Origin of the sequence: Mesorhizobium humile, assembly GCF_033977215.1 — a bacterium.
GTDB lineage: Bacteria > Pseudomonadota > Alphaproteobacteria > Rhizobiales > Rhizobiaceae > Mesorhizobium > Mesorhizobium humile.
In genome coordinates this window covers 82,373-99,815 of the sequence record NZ_JAVIIV010000023.1, presented here as the reverse complement: position 1 = coordinate 99,815, position 17,443 = coordinate 82,373, and the positions used below count along the sequence as shown (strand labels likewise).

The 17,443-nt window shown below is 59.3% G+C and carries 18 protein-coding genes; 12 read left to right on the top strand and 6 right to left on the bottom strand.

Features of this window, described 5'->3' with window-relative positions:
- The 3 genes from RFM52_RS27330 to RFM52_RS27320 all read left to right on the top strand — a co-directional run.
- A partial coding sequence (locus tag RFM52_RS27330; protein WP_320327885.1) for a calcium-binding protein occupies positions 1-1,839 on the top strand: 1,839 nt, incomplete at its 5' end.
- A gap of 109 nt (positions 1,840-1,948) precedes the next feature.
- Positions 1,949-2,317 carry a hypothetical protein gene (locus RFM52_RS27325; RefSeq protein WP_040989379.1) on the top strand — a complete coding sequence of 123 codons (369 nt, stop codon included), beginning with the start codon at positions 1,949-1,951 and terminating at the stop codon, positions 2,315-2,317.
- Positions 2,318-2,425: 108 nt separating this feature from the next.
- A complete protein-coding gene (locus RFM52_RS27320; protein ID WP_430699313.1) occupies positions 2,426-3,682 on the top strand; it encodes a penicillin-binding protein activator in 1,257 nt (418 codons plus the stop codon).
- Between the two features lie 412 nt (positions 3,683-4,094).
- On the opposite strand, the gene RFM52_RS27315 is transcribed toward RFM52_RS27320, so the two are convergent.
- The 6 genes from RFM52_RS27315 to RFM52_RS27290 all read right to left on the bottom strand — a co-directional run bounded on the left by RFM52_RS27315 (position 4,095) and on the right by RFM52_RS27290 (position 9,617).
- Positions 4,095-5,144 carry a phosphatase PAP2 family protein gene (locus RFM52_RS27315; protein WP_320298791.1) on the bottom strand — a complete coding sequence of 350 codons (1,050 nt, stop codon included), beginning with the start codon at positions 5,142-5,144 and terminating at the stop codon, positions 4,095-4,097.
- A 6-nt stretch (positions 5,145-5,150) separates the two neighbouring features.
- Positions 5,151-5,690: a prepilin peptidase gene (locus RFM52_RS27310; protein ID WP_320298790.1), complete on the bottom strand. Its 540-nt coding sequence runs from the start codon at positions 5,688-5,690 to the stop codon at positions 5,151-5,153.
- 9 nt (positions 5,691-5,699) lie between these two features.
- Positions 5,700-6,242 (bottom strand): tetratricopeptide repeat protein, encoded by a 543-nt coding sequence (locus RFM52_RS27305; RefSeq protein ID WP_320298789.1) that lies wholly within the window; start codon positions 6,240-6,242, stop codon positions 5,700-5,702.
- A 52-nt stretch (positions 6,243-6,294) separates the two neighbouring features.
- Positions 6,295-7,179, bottom strand: a complete 885-nt coding sequence (locus RFM52_RS27300) for a type II secretion system F family protein (protein ID WP_430699311.1) — start codon at positions 7,177-7,179, stop codon at positions 6,295-6,297.
- An 81-nt stretch (positions 7,180-7,260) separates the two neighbouring features.
- The gene (locus tag RFM52_RS27295; protein ID WP_320298788.1) at positions 7,261-8,232 is read right to left on the bottom strand and encodes a type II secretion system F family protein; all 972 of its coding nucleotides are present in this window, start codon (positions 8,230-8,232) and stop codon (positions 7,261-7,263) included.
- Positions 8,232-9,617 carry a TadA family conjugal transfer-associated ATPase gene (locus RFM52_RS27290; RefSeq protein ID WP_320298787.1) on the bottom strand — a complete coding sequence of 462 codons (1,386 nt, stop codon included), beginning with the start codon at positions 9,615-9,617 and terminating at the stop codon, positions 8,232-8,234. The genes RFM52_RS27295 and RFM52_RS27290 overlap by 1 nt, the downstream gene beginning before the upstream one ends.
- Positions 9,618-10,114: 497 nt before the next feature.
- Here RFM52_RS27290 and RFM52_RS27285 point away from each other — a divergent pair, with 497 nt between their 5' ends.
- From RFM52_RS27285 to RFM52_RS27245, 9 genes are all read left to right on the top strand, one after another.
- Complete coding sequence (locus RFM52_RS27285) at positions 10,115-10,318, top strand: Flp family type IVb pilin (RefSeq protein ID WP_320298786.1); 204 nt, start codon at positions 10,115-10,117, stop codon at positions 10,316-10,318.
- A gap of 140 nt (positions 10,319-10,458) precedes the next feature.
- Complete coding sequence (locus RFM52_RS27280) at positions 10,459-10,662, top strand: Flp family type IVb pilin (protein ID WP_320298785.1); 204 nt, start codon at positions 10,459-10,461, stop codon at positions 10,660-10,662.
- A 71-nt stretch (positions 10,663-10,733) separates the two neighbouring features.
- On the top strand, positions 10,734-11,762 hold the full coding sequence (cpaB, locus tag RFM52_RS27275; protein ID WP_320298784.1) for a Flp pilus assembly protein CpaB: 1,029 nt from the start codon (positions 10,734-10,736) through the stop codon (positions 11,760-11,762).
- 51 nt (positions 11,763-11,813) lie between these two features.
- Positions 11,814-13,259, top strand: coding sequence for a type II and III secretion system protein family protein (locus RFM52_RS27270; protein WP_320298783.1), 1,446 nt, complete (start codon positions 11,814-11,816; stop codon positions 13,257-13,259).
- Entirely contained in the window at positions 13,246-13,551 is a 306-nt protein-coding gene (locus tag RFM52_RS27265; RefSeq protein ID WP_320298782.1) for a hypothetical protein, read from the top strand. Before RFM52_RS27270 ends, RFM52_RS27265 begins: the two co-directional genes overlap by 14 nt.
- Positions 13,552-13,610: 59 nt before the next feature.
- A complete protein-coding gene (locus RFM52_RS27260; RefSeq protein WP_320298781.1) occupies positions 13,611-15,119 on the top strand; it encodes a TadE/TadG family type IV pilus assembly protein in 1,509 nt (502 codons plus the stop codon).
- Between the two features lie 4 nt (positions 15,120-15,123).
- The gene (locus tag RFM52_RS27255; protein ID WP_320298780.1) at positions 15,124-15,621 is read left to right on the top strand and encodes a TadE/TadG family type IV pilus assembly protein; all 498 of its coding nucleotides are present in this window, start codon (positions 15,124-15,126) and stop codon (positions 15,619-15,621) included.
- Positions 15,622-15,662: 41 nt separating this feature from the next.
- Positions 15,663-16,250: a TadE family protein gene (locus tag RFM52_RS27250; RefSeq protein WP_320298779.1), complete on the top strand. Its 588-nt coding sequence runs from the start codon at positions 15,663-15,665 to the stop codon at positions 16,248-16,250.
- A complete protein-coding gene (locus RFM52_RS27245; RefSeq protein WP_320298778.1) occupies positions 16,247-17,410 on the top strand; it encodes a CpaE/TadZ family protein in 1,164 nt (387 codons plus the stop codon). Before RFM52_RS27250 ends, RFM52_RS27245 begins: the two co-directional genes overlap by 4 nt.
- Positions 17,411-17,443 lie beyond the last annotated feature (33 nt).

Sequence of the window (17,443 nt, the reverse complement as noted above, 5' to 3'; positions counted from 1 at the left end):
TACACCATCACCGACGCCGACGGCTCGACGGCGCCCGGTACGCTCACCATCACCTTCAACGACGATGCGCCTACGGCGCTGTCTCCCGAGACGGCAGTTCTCATCAACGCGGTCAACAGCATCGCGACATTCGATCTGGATTGGGACGCCAACATCGACAACAATGTCGGCGCTGACCAGCTTGGGTCCATCAGCTTTGCCAACGTCGTGAACGGCCAGCAGGCCACCGGCGTAATAAATGGAAGCACAGTCAATCTGACGTCAGGAGGTCAGCCTATCCTGTTGTACCTCGTTGACCATGACAACAATCCTGCCACCCCGATGCAGTTGCAGGGGTGGACCGGCGGCCTAGGCACCGGAACCGAGATCTTCCAGATCACGCTGCAGCCAGACGGAAGCCTGGCGTCTAGTTCTGACCATTACCAGGTTGAAGTGTTCGCCGCGATTGGCGCCACAGAGCAGACGCACATCGACAATTTCTCGGCGCTCGGCTCGAACTCGCAGCAATTCAAGGCCCTAGACGTGGCGGGAACCACCCAGGACCTGCTGTTTTCCGGTTACGTAACCCAGGCAAACGGAACGAGCAATGCGGCAACAGGATCGGCGGTCTCGGCGAGCACAACTGGGATTGGTGTTGGCAATAACTCCATGAACGACGGTGACAATCTACGGATCGATTTCGTCAACGATCTGACCGTCTCAACTGGCAACAACAACACCTATGACTACTCGACTCACTATAATGTCAACGACTTCCAGTTTGCCATTGTACAGGTGAATGGCAGCCCGCCAGCGGACTCGATCGAAACCTGGGTGCGCATCTATAACGCAGGCGATGACGATCCAAACACCAACACCGCAGCGGATGCAGCAGCCCTTGCGAACGACGCTCAGCTCACCACGATCACGGATATCAAAGTGAACGGCGTGAGTTTGAACCTTGCTTCGTTGACGACGGATGGACACGGCGGATATTTGATCACAGGCCTAGATCTCCACGACACCGTTCTCGTGACGGCCTCTGGAAGCGGCTATGACAGGATTGAAATCGAAAATGCCATCGCCCCTGGAACCTCAAGCCTTAACGGAGAGTCGTTTGATATCGGAGCCTTTGCGTTTGTCACGACCGTCACAAACGTCCCATCGGTCGAACTGAACTTCGACCTTCTATTGAAGGATGCGGACGGGGACACTTCCACAAGTTCGCTGGCAGTCGATTTGCTCTCCTCGGGCAGTGTAACGAGCGACCATTCGAGTTCCGGCTCGGGCGTGACCGAGACCGCTGCAGCAGGAGTAATAAATATCATCGGCTCGGATTTTGCAGATTCCTTGACCGGCAATGGCTCGAACAATGTCCTAGCTGGGATGAATGGAAATGACACCCTGCATGGCGCCGGTGGAAATGATTTGCTCATTGGCGGTCTCGGCGACGATACCCTCTACGGCGACGACGGAAACGACATCATCTACGGCGGGTCGGGACTTAACCACCTAACCGGCGGCGCGGGCGCGGATACGTTTGTGATCGATGCATCCAAGCTCACGGTCCACGTTGCCGATGTCATCGCAGACTATACACCCGGCCAGGACGTTATCGACCTGTCAGAGCTACTTAAATCCCTTGGAGGCGACGCGCCGACTACTGATCCGCAGGTAGGCGACTCAGTCAACGTCACCTTCTCAAACGGCGACGCTCACGTGATGGTCGACGACAACGGTACCGCTGCCGGGGGCAACATGGTCGAAGTGGCAACGCTGACAGGGGTTGGTGTCGGATCTACGATTAGTATCCTTTACGACCACAGCCAGCCAGCGCATACGGAAACTGTGACTGTTTGATCAACGCACCAATAGAACAAACGTGATGGCTCAGTTGACGTAGCGCTTGGTCACACTCCCATGCTATGCATAAGCAACACGTGAATTCGTAATCTGGAGAGGGGCTTACATGAGACATTCCGCAAGATTGCTGGCTTCGGCCGCGGCGCTGCTGCTCGCCGGGTCGACGGGCTTCGCCGCCGACATCATCGGCGAGCCGGCGGTGAATTATTGCCGCACCGTCGGCACGTCGGACCTGGTGCTGACCGACAACATGGTCGAGCTCAAGGACCATGTGGTGAAGCTGATGGACGAGTCGGTCGCCGTCGCCAACAGCCCGGAATGGATCAACTCGTCGCGTCCCGCCTTCGTCTGGGCTTCGGAAGCCAAGGTCGCCTGCGGCATGGCCTATGGCTACCTCAAGACGAACTACAAGGACGAAGACACGCTCAACAAATGCGAGTGCTTCCACGACCGCATGGTCGAGTATATGCATTGAGCTGACGGGCGTGCGCTGCGCCGACCGGCTGCAATGATGACGATGCAAGCCCGGGTGGAGGCGCACGCCTGCGCGGCCACGGCGCCGGTTGCCGCGCATGCCGGCATGATGCGGGCGACTGATCTCCGACGCGAGCGTTGGCGAGCCCTGGCCCTGGTCTTTGCCGTTGCGGTGGCGGCGTCCGGATGCCAGTCCAAGAGCGGCGCATCGGACGTGCTCGATCCATCGGCGATCGCGGCACCCGCCGGCCAGGCGGGAGTTCCCGCGGCGCCCGCCCAGCCGGCATTGGCCAGCGCGACATCGGACGGCCCGACCTCGGCCGCCGCGGCGCAGGCCAATCTGACGCTCGGCACGGGGCCGACCAAGGTGGCCATGCTGCTGCCGCTTTCGGCCCCCGGAAGCACGGGCGAGAACGGCAGGAAAATGTATGACGGCGCGCGGCTGGCGATGGCCGATCTCGGCGACAAGCTCTTGACGCTGACGATCCAGGATACGCGCGGCGACAGCGCCAACGCCAAGGATCTGGCGGTGAAGGCGATCACCTCGGGCACGGCGAAGGTCGTCATCGGACCGTCCGAGCTTGCGGCCGCGCAGCACCTTGCCAAGCTCTCCGGCTCCAAGCGGCCGCCGGTGCTGGCGCTGGCCGACAATTTCGCCGGCGGCCCCGGCGTCTATTCCGTGCGGCTCAGCGAAGCCGACAGCGCCGCGGCGGGCGCGGCGGCGATCGCCGGCAAGGGCGCCAGGAAATTCGTGCTGATGGTGCCGGCGGGCGCGGATTCGAGCCCCATTGAATCCCGAGTCGCCAACGCGCTCAGCATCTATGGCGCCACGCTTGCCGTGACGCTGCCCTATTCGGCGACGGATGGCGGCGCGAAGGTGGTGTCCGACATGGGCTCGCTGGTCGAGGCGCCCGACGCCGTGGTCGTCGCCTGCGGCGACGGCAGCCCTATCGCCGTGCTCGCCGCGCTGAAGGCGAAAGGCATTCCAGGCAAGGCCGTGACCCTGATCGGCACCGACCGCTGGCTCGACCGGCCGATGGATCCGCTCTATGAGGGCGCCTATATCGCGACGCTCGACGAGAGCGAGACCGGACCGATCGCCGACCGCTTCAAGACGACCTACAAGTACCAGCCCGACGTCAACGTGGCCTATGCCTACGACATGGTGGCGCTGAGCGCGGGCATAGCGAGCTCGGCCGGACCCGACGGCTTCAACAAGCAGGTGCTGGAGAACACGACCGGCTTCCGCGGCTCGACCGGCCTGTTCCGCTTCCGCGCCGACGGCTCGAGCCAAAGGTCGATGCCGTTTTTCAAGGTGGAAAAGGGGCAGTTGAAGCTGGTGGAGAAGTCGACGTCGGGGTTTTAGCTCTTAGGCTTGGGGGGCTCGTTGGATTTTCTTAGGAAGCTATTCGTTTTGGCTGCTCTCTGCGCGACAGCGGCAGGGGCGGTTGCCCTCATCGAACGCTTGGTGTTTGACTCGCCAAAACCGGCTACTTCAGGCGACGCGCCGGAGAAAAAACCGGTACCGCAACGCAGATGGCGCCTGACTTAGTTAAGCGGCTTCTGAGCCAGCGCGCATTCGGATGGATGATATCGGAGACATTGCCATATCGCCTTGGACAAGCGCCGACTGGAGAACACGAGCGGCTTCGGCGGCTGGAGAGACCCGTTCCGTTTACATGCCGACAGGTCAAGCCAGAGGTCGACGCCCTTCTTCAGGATCGAAAAGGTCAGCTAAGGCTGGCGGAGAAATCGACGTCGGGGTTTAGGGGGGCTTGCTAGCTTGCGGCTATCAGGGCGACGGGCCGCCGGGGTAAATCGGACAGCCATCCGGCCAGTACCCAGATGGCCGGTGTCGCCAGCATCGAAGCGTAGCCATCCACGGCGTAGTGCCAGGCCAAATGCACAGAGCCCAGCTGAATTGCGATCAAAAAGGCAACGCCGAACCAGCGCAGTAACCCGCCAAAGCGCCAGAGATAGATCGCGTTCAGGGTAGCCACGGCAACATGCAACGAAGGAAACGCAGAGATGCCGCTGCCCAGGCGCGGGCCATGCAATCCCGCATTGGCAAGGAGCAAACGCTGAGCGTCAAGGGCCCAAACAGGATAGACTTTGTTTGTCGCCTGGAGAGAATTCATCAAGGACAGAAACGTGGAATCATTGTAAAAGCTCATAACAAAGGCCGGGCCCACCGAGGAAAAAAGTACCGCAGCAACGTTACCCAAAACGGCCCAAATGAGGACAAACGCTACGAGGTATTGGGAACGGACTCTCTCATTTTCAATTGTAAAAGTTACGCAAAACAGAATTGTAAGCATAATTATAAACCAAAGGTTATATAGAAAATTCAAACTGAATATGATAAACGCAGTCCCAAAAAATTGGCCTAATATCCTCCACGCATCAATTCCGCCGTGAATAATTCTATCGAATTCTATAAGATATTTATCTGCATAAAACGGAACTATACGCCCGATGCCATCCTTCATGCTGGTAAATAAAGAAAAGAAGATCGGAAGGACCAGCATGACGGGCAGGCCAATGATTAGCCGCTCAGGCAGCTTGTGAACCAGCAGGCGATCACGGATGGCGGGATAGAGACGCGGCGGTCGTTCGAGCATGACGCGAACGGAGATGACCGCGAACAGGATAACTGTTACGCCAAACCCGAAGAGTAAAAAGGCATCGCTGTATATCTGGATGTCAACTGGGATATGCCAATGGGCAGAGGCGATAACTGCAGCCAATGCGTAAAGCAAAACCACGAAGAGGAAATGCCTGTTGGAATGCCAACTCTTCCAACTATCATTGAATCCCATAGCGTTCATGACCGACTAGTTGAGCTGCTCCAGTATCCCTGAGCTGGTTGCCACTATCAGGGCATGATACATCTGCATTGCCAGCGCACAGATCGCGGCCATTGAGATCGGCACGCCGAAGGGCACGATCCCTTTGCGGTCCATATGCTGCACATAGTGGCGGAACATCCCCGCCGGCAGCAGGAATGGATTCTTGATCACAACCGCTGTGGCGACTGCGAAAGCCAGCAGCAATATGGAAAAAACGGCGAGATTGCCTCCGCCAATCAGAAATGGGGTGACGCTCATCAGCTTGACGTCGCCGGCGCCGATCTTGCGCAAGAGCCAGAATGGAAAGAGCGCCAGGAACAGGGCGAGGCCGCCGAATGCGCTCAGGCCCATATCCAACCATGAGTGAGTTTGCAGCGACTGGAATTGCAGAACTCCGAGGCCAAGGCAAAGCAACAGCAGCACGTCTCGGTTGGGTATACGCTGTGTGGAAAAATCGATCCAGGCAATGCGCCCGAGCAGCAGGATTGCCAGCCCCTGAAAGACAAGCGAAGCGGTCACCAACATGGGTCGCCCCTACCGCTCGATATTCTGCACGCTGGACGACAGCAGTTTCAGATTGTTGGCGACCGTCGGATCGTTTGGTGCCAGTTCATAGGCCTTGAGGAAGTTGCTGCGCGCGTCCTGCAACTTGCCGCGCAGCAGATAGGAATAGCCGAGGTTGTTGTAGTATTCCGGCGTCGCGCCGAGCAGCCGGTAAGCCCGGCCATAGGCCATGTCGGCCAGATCGAAGCGGCGGATGCGGTCGCACGAGGCGGCGAGGCCGAGCCAGGCGACGCCGTCATTGGGCGCCAGCCGCGTCGCCTTGTAGAAAAGGGCGCCGGCGTTGCCGTAGTTTTCGGAACGGAACTGGGTCTTGGCTTCGGTGATCGCCTGGTCCGAAGCGTAATAGTCGACATCGCTGACGGTCTTCAGCCCGTCGAAGGCGTCGCCGAAGGCGGTATAATCGCCTTTGGCGGGCTCGTTGGTGCGCATGACGCCGCCCGTGGAGTCGTTCGTTTGGCAACCGGCTAAGAAGATCAGCAGCAGGCTGGTCGCGACTGCGAGGCGCTTTGTCATTTTGTGTCCCACGAGTCCCCGACTCTATTTTAGAAGATAATCATATGGCGGATCAGAAGAAAGTGCCTTTCATGCGAATGATCACTGGCAGCATGACAACCATCATGACGACCGGGAAAATGCACAGGCCGAGCGGTATCATCATCTTGACCGGCAAGGCGTTGGCGCGCTCTTCGGCCCGCAGGATTCGCTGGCTGCGCATCTCAGCACTGTAGACACGTAAAGCGTCGGTGAGGCTGGTGCCGAGCTCTTCCGACTGCCGGAACAGCACCGCCAACGCCTTTGCCTCATCCAGTCCGATACGATCGGCAAGCTCGCGCAAGGCATCGCGCAGTGGCTTGCCTGCCCGCAATTGCAGATTCATGATCGAGAGCTGGATGCCCAGCCATTTGTGCGTGCTCGCCATCTCCTGGCTCACACGCTCGACCGCGGCCTCGAGACTCATGCCCGCATCGGCGCAGGTGATCATCATGTCCATGAAATCGGGAAAGGAGCGACGGTAAATCTGCTTCTGCGTGTTTTCGAAGCGGTCGAGCATGATACTCGGGATGACGATGCAGCCGAGGCCGATCAAACTCGCGCCCGCGACGGTGAAGAAGCCAGGTAGCCGCGGCGGCATGATTTTCGACAACAGGGCATACATGATCAGAAAGCCAGCGGCGACGGCGCCTAGCCGGCAAAGTGTGTAAATCAGAGGCGCGCTCGCGTGATAAAAGCCGGCGCGAAAGAGCTTGGCTTCGAGAGCGTTCGGCTCGTTGCGCTCCTTCTCGATCGATTTGAAATAGGCGTCGACAGGCTTCTGCGCCGCGATCTTAGCGCGCTGGTCTTGCCCAAGGATCGAGCGCGGGTCTATACGCGCATCGCCAACCAAACTGTCAGTTACAAGCCTGCGCGTTTGCATTGCCGGGAGGAATACCAACGCCCCGAACAGGAACATGGCAACCGCCGCCACGAACACGGCGACTGAGACCAGGAAAATCAAATCATCAGTGTTGGAAAGCAGATTTATGGCTCACTCCTAGAAATCAAAAGCAACCATGCGATACATGATGTAGTCGCCTAGCAGCGCCCAAAAGCCGAATGTCAGGAAGACCGGCAAGATTACAGGATTTCCCCAGACTTTTCCGTAGTATGACGGCGAAATAATCTGGAGTATCAAGAACATTGCGATCGGGAAGAGCGAGATGATCCACGCGGATGCGCGGCCCTCAGCCGAGAGCGCCCTGATCTTCAATCTAAGCTTCTGTCTCTCGCGCAGCACGGATGAAAGGTTAGAGAGTATCTCGGTAAGGTTGCCGCCCGTCTTCGATTGGATCGACAGCGACACCGAAAGCAGGTGAAGCCCTTCAAAACCCACCCGCTCCGACAATTTCCGCACCGCCTGCTCCATGCTCAATCCGAAGGTGATTTCGTCGGCGACGATGCCGAATTCCGTGCCAAGCGGATCCGGCATTTCGCGGGCGACAAGACCAATAGCGACGGAGGCGGGATGACCGGCGCGCAATGAACGCACGATCATATCCAGTGCATCGGGCAATTGGCCTGCAAACTTCTGCACCCTTTTCCTGCGGGCCCGCCGCAAGATGAGAAGCGGCAGCGCAAAGCCAACCACAAGGAAGACGATAAAGGCCGCCGGCGCAGCGAGGCCGACGAAGAACCAAAGGAGCAGTGCCAGCGCCAGGCCGGTCAGGAAAAACGATGTTGCGAAGGTCAGTGGATTTCCGGTAACGCCGGACTGGGTGTACAGCCGATTAAGCCAAACAAAGCCGGAGATAAAGTCGCCGGAATCGGTCAGTCCGCGTTCGCGCAACAAACCCTGCAATGCCCGTTCCGCCGGTGCGTCATCGGCGATACGGCGAAGCCGATGATTGACCGCGACCCGACGCGAACGCCGGCCTGCCAGAGAGAGATAGAAAGCCTCACCGGCAAGGATGACCGAGGCGGCCGCAACCACATAGATAAAATAGAGTAACGCCTGTCCCGTCAGCATCACAGGGCGACCTGCGGATTGAAGGCGTCTTTGGCAAAATGAAGTCCAAGCGTAGCGGCCTCGGACGCAAAGCGCGGGCGGACGCCGGTTGCGCGGAAATCGCCGATAATCGTGCCGTCGGCGGCAACATCGCGCCTGACATAGTGATAGATTTCCTGCAACTGCACGACGTTACCTTCCATACCGGTGATCTCCGAAATGGAGACGACTCGCCGTCCGCCGTCAGAAAGGCGCTGCGTCTGCACGATGATGTCGATGGCCGAGGCAATCTGCGCACGGATCGATTCATGCGTCATCGGCAACCCAGCCATTCCGATCATCTGCTCCAGGCGCGAGATGGCGTCACGCGGCGTATTCGCATGGATGGTGGTCATCGAGCCTTCATGGCCGGTGTTCATGGCCTGCAGCATGTCGAAGGCTTCCTCGCCGCGCACTTCGCCAACGATGATGCGGTCGGGGCGCATGCGCAGGGCGTTCTTAACCAGCTCCCGCTGGCGGATCTCGCCCCTGCCCTCGACATTGGGCGGGCGCGTCTCCAGCCGTCCGACATGCGGCTGCTGCAATTGCAGTTCCGCCGCGTCCTCGATGGTGACCAGACGTTCCTTTGACGGAATGTAGCTCGACAGGGCATTGAGCAGCGTCGTCTTGCCGCTGCCGGTGCCGCCGGAAACCAGGATCGACTTGCGCGCCTGCACCGCTATCCTGAGCATATCGATCATGGGCTGGCGGATCGAATTCAACGCCATCAGGCGTTCCAGCGAATAGGGGTTCTTCGAGAATTTGCGGATCGAGACCAATGGGCCGTCGACCGAGACCGGCCGCACAGCAATGTTGACGCGCGAGCCGTCCGCTAGGCGGGCATCCGCCATCGGCGCGGATTCATCGACCCGGCGACCGATGGCCGAGACGATCTTGTTGATGATGCGCAGCAGATGCGCTTCGTCGCGAAAGCGAATCGAGGTTTGTTCGATCAGGCCGCGACGCTCTATGAACACCCGCTCATGGGTGTTGATCATAATGTCGGTGATCGATTCGTCCTTGAGCAGCGGTTCGATCGGCCCGAGGCCGAGCATCTCGTCGGCGGTGTCGCTGGTCAGTTGATCGAGCTCGCGGGCATTCAAGGGCACGTTCCGGCTTCGCACGAACTCGCGCACGATCGGCCGAATCTCGTTCAGGATTTCCTCCTTTGACGCAGTTTCCAGCGCCGACAGGTTGAAACGATCGATGAGATGGCGATGCAGCTCGACTTTCAAGGTCAGGAAGTCGAGATCTTGCGGTTCGGCATCCGTTGCGATGACCGAGGCCGCCCCATTCGAGATCGCAACCACGGGCGGCGCCTGCAACGCCCGCTGCTCACTTGGCCCTTTGATGAAGCGACCCAACATGCCGCCTACCCCTTTTGATTTCCCCAAGCCGGAAACTAAGCGTTAACCACAAGGGGCACAAGCGGTCTGACGCCAAGGTGCGCGCATTACTTGTGACATAGTTAAGAAAGTAGTTGCGAAACAACATAACTATTTTTGACTTACCCTTCGCACCCAGACCAAGGTCCTAAGACCTTTGCCGTGACCAGTGCACTTAAGTCCGCCAACGCATTAGATATACTGAATTATGTCGGATTTCTAATACGTCAACAGCGCGATCCAACCGTGGCATAATTGTGAATGAATGGTTAAAATCACTTGAAAAATGAGGCGAATCAAGCCCTTGTCGCAATTGAGAAAGCCTCAGATCGAGTATTGAAAGGTTAAGCTTCCGTTAATCCGTTTGACACTGCTTTTTCGCGCGACCTAGGATTGAACGTGACGGGGGATGCTTGGGTATGGGGTTCATTCCTTGGCTCTGTCTCGTCGGGTTCAAACCTCCAAAGGGAGAAATTGGCATGAACAAGCTCATGACGATGACCCGGCAGTTCCGCGACGATGAAAACGGCGCTGCTATGGTCGAGTATTCTATTCTGATCGGCATTATCGCAGTGGCGGCGATCACCGCCATCGTCGGCATCGGCGCCTATGTGACTCATCAGTTCGCGACCCTCTGCACGACGCTGAAGGCCCATCCAAACGGTGCAACGATCACCTGCTGATAATCTGGATACGGGGCCGGGTAGAGCTCGGCCCCTATCATTCGCATATCCAAGGAATGAACATGAAGGGTGGTATGGGTACGGGGGTTTGCCCCAGGCGCTGCCTCATCGTGTTCAAACTTCCAAAGGGAGAAATTGGCATGAAGAAGCTCACGACGATGACCCGGCAGTTCCGCGACGATGAAAACGGCGCTGCCATGGTCGAATATTCCATTCTGATCGGCATTATCGCCGTGGCGGCGATCACCGCCATTGTCGGCATCGGCGCCTACGTGACTCATCAGTTCGCGACGCTCTGCACGACGCTGAAAGCTAATAGCGGGACGGTGATCAGCGCCTGCTAGCAACTCTGTTCCGGGGCTAGGTAGCGCCCAGTCCCGGATCGTCTGTTCCATTTTCGGGGGCATCGGGGCTCATGCGTGCCAATACATTGATCATGATCGTCCTCGCCGGCATATTCGGCGTACTGGCGGTTGTACTCGTCAATATCTGGCTTGCTGGCCAGCGGAACGCATTGGCGCAGTCCAATGGCGTGCAGATCAGTTCGGTCGTGGTCGCGGCGGTGCCACTGAAATTCGGCGATGCGCTGAGCGCCGACAAATTGCGCGAAATTGCGTGGCCGGCGGGAGCCGTGCCGGCAGGGGCCTTCGGAACTATCAAAGAAGCGATGGCCGGCAACGGCGCGCGCCAGGCGCTGCAATCGATCAGCGCCAATGAACCCATTCTCGCCGCCAAGATTACCGGGCCGGGGCAGCGGGCGACGCTGTCGGCCGTGCTTGGCGAAGGCATGAAAGCGGTTTCCATCCGCGTCAACGACGTACTCGGCGTCGCGGGCTTTGTCTTTCCAGGCGATCGAGTCGATGTTTTGTTGACCCGAAACGTTCGCGGCGACGACGGCGTCGACAAGAGTTTTGTCGACGTGCTGTTGCAAAGCGTGAAAGTGCTCGCCGTCGACCAGGTTGCCGACGAGAGCAAAGACGCCCCGCAAGTCGTGAAAGCAGTCACGGTCGAAGTGAGCACAAAAGACGCCCAGAAGCTGACACTGGCAGCGGGCGCCGGCCAGTTGTCGCTGGCTTTGCGCCAGGCTGCCGGCAGCAAAGGTGAGACGAATGAAAGGGTCACCCTGGCGGACCTGACCGGCGACACGCCGGAGGATGTCGCCAAGCGCCAGGCTGAACTTGACAGGCAGGCAGCCGAGGAAGCGGCGCGCAAGCAGGCCGACGAGAAGATAGACGGACTGGCCAAGGCCGTGGAACGAGTCGGCAGCCAGATCGACCAGATGAGCAAGACAAAGCCGGTTACGGTCGTGGCCGCCGCTCCCCAGGCGCAGCCTCAGGTGAAGGAAGTGATCAAATACGTCCAGCCGGAACCGCCGAAGCAAGCGACAGTCGGTGTGTTCCGTGGTATCAAGCTGGAAACATACGAAGTGCCGCGACAAGACTGACGAGGGTCGGTGCGGCGGGGCTGCCATTGGCAGTAAGCGGGGAGACGGGGAATGAACGGGTTTTGCGTAAGGATAGCGGCGGTCGCGCTATCCTTGTTGATTGCACCGGCGATGCTTGGCCATCCGGCCAGGGCGGCTGACCGGTTTATCGATGTGTCGAACCCGTCGCTGCACCGCGTGTTCGTGCCGGTCTCGCAATCGACCACGATCACAGTCAATGCGACGCTGGGCGATATCGTGGTCGGCGACGAGAAGATCGCCGACGCGCAGCCGATGACCGACAAGACGCTCTACATCATCGGCAAGAGCGTCGGCACCACCACCGTCAATCTGTTTTCCGAGGACAAGCGCTCACTTGGCGCCATCCAGATCGAGGTCGGCCAGGATGTCAGCGACATGGCGGTCGCCATTCGCCAGGTAGCGCCAAAGGCGCGCATCGAGATCGGCTCGATCAACGGCAAGGTTCGCCTGAGCGGTCACGTCAAGGACGCCGCGACGTTGGCATCCATCGTGGAAGTCACCCAGCAATATGGTCCGGACGCCATCATCAATGCCGTGACGATCGACGACAGCGAGCAGGTTAATCTGTCGGTACGCATTCTGGAGGCCAAGCGCAATGCGGGTCGCGATCTCGGCGTGTCGTTCAGGAGCAAGAACAGCCGGGGCACGACGGTTGTTGGGACTGGCGACGCCACGGTCGACAAGGACGGTACCGTGCTTGGAACCGGCGATCTGGTCAGCGGGCTATTGTCAAACACCAACCCATTCGCAGCGCTCATCACCCGCATCATCGATAGCAACATCAAGGTCGACCTCATCATCGAGGCGCTGGAAGCGAAAGGCGTCGTTCGTACGCTGGCCGAACCGAACCTCACCACGGTTTCCGGCGAAACGGCCAGCTTCAACGCCGGCGGCGAAGTGCCGGTGCGCAGCGTCAATGCGCAAGGCGAAGTCGAGATTGTCTTCAAGCAGTTCGGCGTCAATTTGAACTTCACGCCGGTGGTGCTGGACGACGGCAAGATCCACATCAAGCTGGCGCCGGAAGTCAGCGACCTGACCGGCTTCACCAGCGCGGGCGACCCGATCTTCACCAACCGCAAACTGTCGACGGTGGTCGACCTGCGCGACGGCCAGAGCTTCGCGGTCGGCGGCCTGCTTTCGAGTAAAAACACCATACAGCAAAACCAGGTGCCGTGGCTCGGTCAGGTCCCGATCGTCGGCGCGCTGTTCCACAATTCGAGCACGGCGAAGGAAGAAACCGAGCTGGTCGTCATCGTCACGCCGCATCTCGTGCGGCCGGTGAAGCCCGGCGAGCAGTTGGCGACGCCATTCGACAAGACAAGGCCCGCCAACGATCCCGAACTCATGCTGCTCGGCCAGCTCGAAGTCAGCAAGGACATGATCCGCATGTATGAGCATGGCGAAGGCGTCACCGGACCCTATGGCCACATGCTGGATGTCAAATCGAAGGACAAGCTGCTCTATGTCAAAAAGTAAGCTCCTGCTCGTCCTTCTCGGCAGCAGCCTCCTTGCGGGCTGCGCGGCCGACTATCTTAACAATTACGACACGATGACGCTGGCATCGGGCGACTCGCAGAAGGCCAATCAGCTGCTGCAGACGGTCGATCCGTACAACCCGGCTTCGAACAACACCAAGATCGAAGGCGACGGCGCCCGGTCTGTCGGCGTCGTTCAAAAATACAAGCTTCCGCCGAGCGGATCGGCAGCACCAGCGACGAACATGACAGTCAATGTCGGGCCGTCGAGCGCGCCGATCGTAACGAACTAAACAGAAGGATGCAGCGCGTCGGGCGCGCGAGGACACCCGACACGAATGGAGAGTAGGTCATGTTGGGGACCATTCGTGAATTCTGGCGCGATCAGCGCGGCGTAGCAATGATCCTCGTCGCCATCATGCTGCCGGTGCTTGTCGGCTTCGCCGTGCTGGCCCTCGATATGAGCCGCGCGAACGGCCTGCACAACGATCTGCAAAAAGGTGTCGATGCGCTGGCGCTTGCCGGCGCGGCGGAGCTTGATGGCAATTCGGATGCCTGGACGCGAGCAGAGAGAGCGCTTGGCAACCTGGTTTCCAACAATACCATATTCGCCGATGCAGGCGTCGTGACCTTGCCAGGCACGGGGAGCGCCACGGTCAATCCGACCTATTCCGCATGCCGGTCGAGAGGCCAGATCTCCTGGTGCTTCCTTGCGAGCATTCCCGCAAGTGATTCCTCTCCAATCACTTCGGCCAACTATGCAGCATCGGCGGCTGCAACCAAGTTCATCCAGGTGACGGCTCAACCGGAGAGCTTCACCGCCATGTTCCCCGTTTCTTACCTCTCGGGCAGTTCGGCCAACAGCTTCAATGTCGGCGCGGAAGCCGTCGCAGGCTTCACCAACGCGCTGTGCCAATTCACGCCGATGTTCATCTGTAATCCGTACACCTCCCTCGGTGCCCTCCAGACGGCCGTTTCGGGAACAAGCAAGCCGATGGTCTGGCTTAAGGAGCAGACCGGCGGCAACAGCGCTCAGTACGGGCCGGGAAACTATGGCTTCCTATCCTCCCCTGAAGGCGACAAGTCCACGGCAACACTCACTGAGATGTTCGCCGTGACAAACCCACCGGCTTGCTACAGCCAAAACGGCGTGACAACTCGCCCAGGCAACATCCCTCCGGTGAACACCGGCATCAACACCCGTTTCGATCTTTTCGACAACAGCGGACCTTACAAGACCGATCCGACCGTGAACCCCCCGGCGCCCAATGTTCGCAAAGGCATGGTTGCCTCGGGCTCAGGGAAGAATTGCAGCTATTCCACTCCGAGCAGTGGGCAAGCGAAGAACTACATGGCGCTGCCTAGGGATAACTGCTTCTACAATGGGGGCTGCACACAAGCCGGCGTCCTTGGAGATGGGACTTGGAATTTCTACGGCACCTCGACCAGTCCAGGATACTGGGACACCAATTATCCGAAAGACACATCCAAAGGACAGATCGTAAAGAATGTTTGCGGCAACAACCCCAGCAGATATTGCGTGTATAATTATGAGGTTCAGCACCAATCCGACGCCGCGCTGAGGACCAGCTTTGAGCAGACCGCCCCGGCGTGTAACACAACCACGCAAAGTGCTGACAGGCGGCTGCTCTACGTCGCGATCATCGACTGCGGTGCCAACAATGTGCAGGGCGGCGGACAGACCTTGCCCGTCCAGGCCTTCGCCAGCATGTTTGTCACCGAGCCAGCGGGAGGCTCGCCCAACGCCGATATCTATGCCGAATTTGAGGACATCAGCACCTCGGTCGGCCAGAACACCCTGAAAAAACTACAGCGCAACGAAGCGCAGCTTTACCGGTAAAGCCATGCTGGCCGCGCTCAAACATATCATCCAGCGTTTTAACAGCGACGTCGACGGAGCCGCCTTGGTCGAAGTGGCTATCGTGACGCCGTTCGTGTTGTTGCTGGCCGGCGGCGTGTTCGAATTCGGCAACATCCTGAACACGCGCATGCTCCTCGACGCCGGCGTCAAGGATGCGGCTCGTTATATGGCGCGTTGCAGCAGTGATTGGGATACATGCAAGGGGCTGGCACAGACGCTTGCGGCCAACGGGGCGATCAACGGCACCAGCGCTCGGGTGAGTGGATGGCTGCCAAGTCAAGTTACAATCACCCCGGTATCATCCACTCCAGCGATCGATCCCGCTACCGGTACTGAACTTTACCTCAGCAGCACCGCCAACGTCGTTGTCGTGGAGGTCAGCACATCCTATCCCTATCCGGATCTCGGCTTCTGGTCCTATCTCGGTTTTGGTCAAATCAGCCTGTCCGTGTCCCATCAGGAGCGCGTCTTCGGATGGTGAGGCTGCCACACAAATTTTGGGCGAGCCAATCAGGGTCGACGATGGTCGAGATGGCCATTGCCATGCCGATGCTGCTGACGCTGCTGCTCGGCTTCGTCGATTTCGGCTATGCCTTCTACCAATGGAATGCCGCCAACAAGGCGGTGCAGGTCGGAGCAAGACTGGCGCAGATTTCCAATCCGGTCGCAAGTGGGCTTTTGCTGGAGGCAAAAACGCCCAGCAACTCGCTGGACGTAGGCAACCCTGTCCCGGCCAATACCTATAATTACATCTGCACAGCCAGCGCTGCAGGAGTTGCCTCGTGCACCTGCGGATCGGGGGCTACATGCCAGGACCTAACCGCAAACCAGGCGGCCTTCGACTTCATTTTCAACGGCAACAGTAGCCGACCTGGAATGCAGACATTCCTGCCATTGCTGGCCAAATCCGAAGTGCAGATCCAGTACCAGGCGTCCGGCCTCGGCTACTGGACCCGCCCCAACGGCCCCGTCCCAACCATAACCGTCAGCATCGTCAATCATCAATTCCAATTCTTTTTCCTGGCCGGGTTGCTCGGGTTCAACAACATCACCATGCCCTCCATGCTGAGCACGGTCACGGGCGAAGACATGAAGAGCACTTTCCCATGAACGCCATCGACACCAGAGTTCTCCCGACCAAGCGAAAGCAAGTGGCGCTGTTTTCCGCCGATGCGAATTTCAAGCGCGATGTCACCACGCGGCTCGACGCGCTGGCGATCTATGACGTCAGGATCTCGGACGCGGCGGAGTTCCTGAAGGGGCCGCCGGCCGACAGCCGGCCGGGCATCATCATCCTCGATCTCGGCAATGGCGAGCTGCTCGGCAATCCGGCGATCGTCGAGGCGCGCGCGGCCTGGGCGTCGGTGCCGCTGATCGCGATCTCCGACGAGCTCACCTCCGAGCAGACGCGCGTCCTGGTGCGCATGAACGCGTCCGACTGGCTGCACAAGCCGCTCGACGCCAAGGAGCTGCTCAACGCCGTCACCTTCCACGACACCGGCAGCCAGGGCACCAAGAGCCGTATCATCACCTTCATCGCCGCCAGCGGCGGCGCCGGCGCCACCACGCTGGCGATCTCGGCGGCGGAACACCTTGCCTCGAAATCGGCCGAGCGGGCGGCCTCGACCTGCCTCGTCGACCTCGACTTCCAGAGCGCCAATTGCGGCGCCTATCTCAACCAGTTCAACCAGTTCGACCTCTCCGGCATCATCGGCCAGCCGGACCGGCTCGACGTCGAGCTGATGGACGTCATCAAGCTGTCGCGGCCGTCCGGCCTCACGCTCTATTCCTTCGAGCGGCCGCAATTGCCGTTCGAGCCGCACGGTTCCGACTTCGTCTTCAGGCTGCTCGATCTCGTCGCCTACCGCTTCGACGACATCGTCATCGACCTGCCCAACATCGAGACGCCGTGGCACGATTCGGTGCTGCGCACGAGCGACGAGATCTTCATCGTCTTCGAGCTCAACGTCGCTTCGCTGAGACAAGGCAAGCGGCTCTACAAGAAGATCCGCGAGTTGCGCGGCAACAAGGTCAGCATCACGCTGGTCGCCAACAAGCACAAGCGCAAATGGTTCGGCAACCACTTCTCGCGCAGCGAGCTGGAGAAGATCTTCAAGGCGCCGAACATCAAGTCGCTGGCGCTGGACAACGCACTCTTGGCCGATGCGCTGAACCGCGCCATCCTGCCCTCCGAGGTGGATGGGCGCGCGCGCTTCAACAAGGATTTGAAACGCATGCTCAAGGAGCGGCTGGACAATGCCCAGCGCTAGAGCAATTCCAGGAAAAGTGCGAAGCGGTTTTCC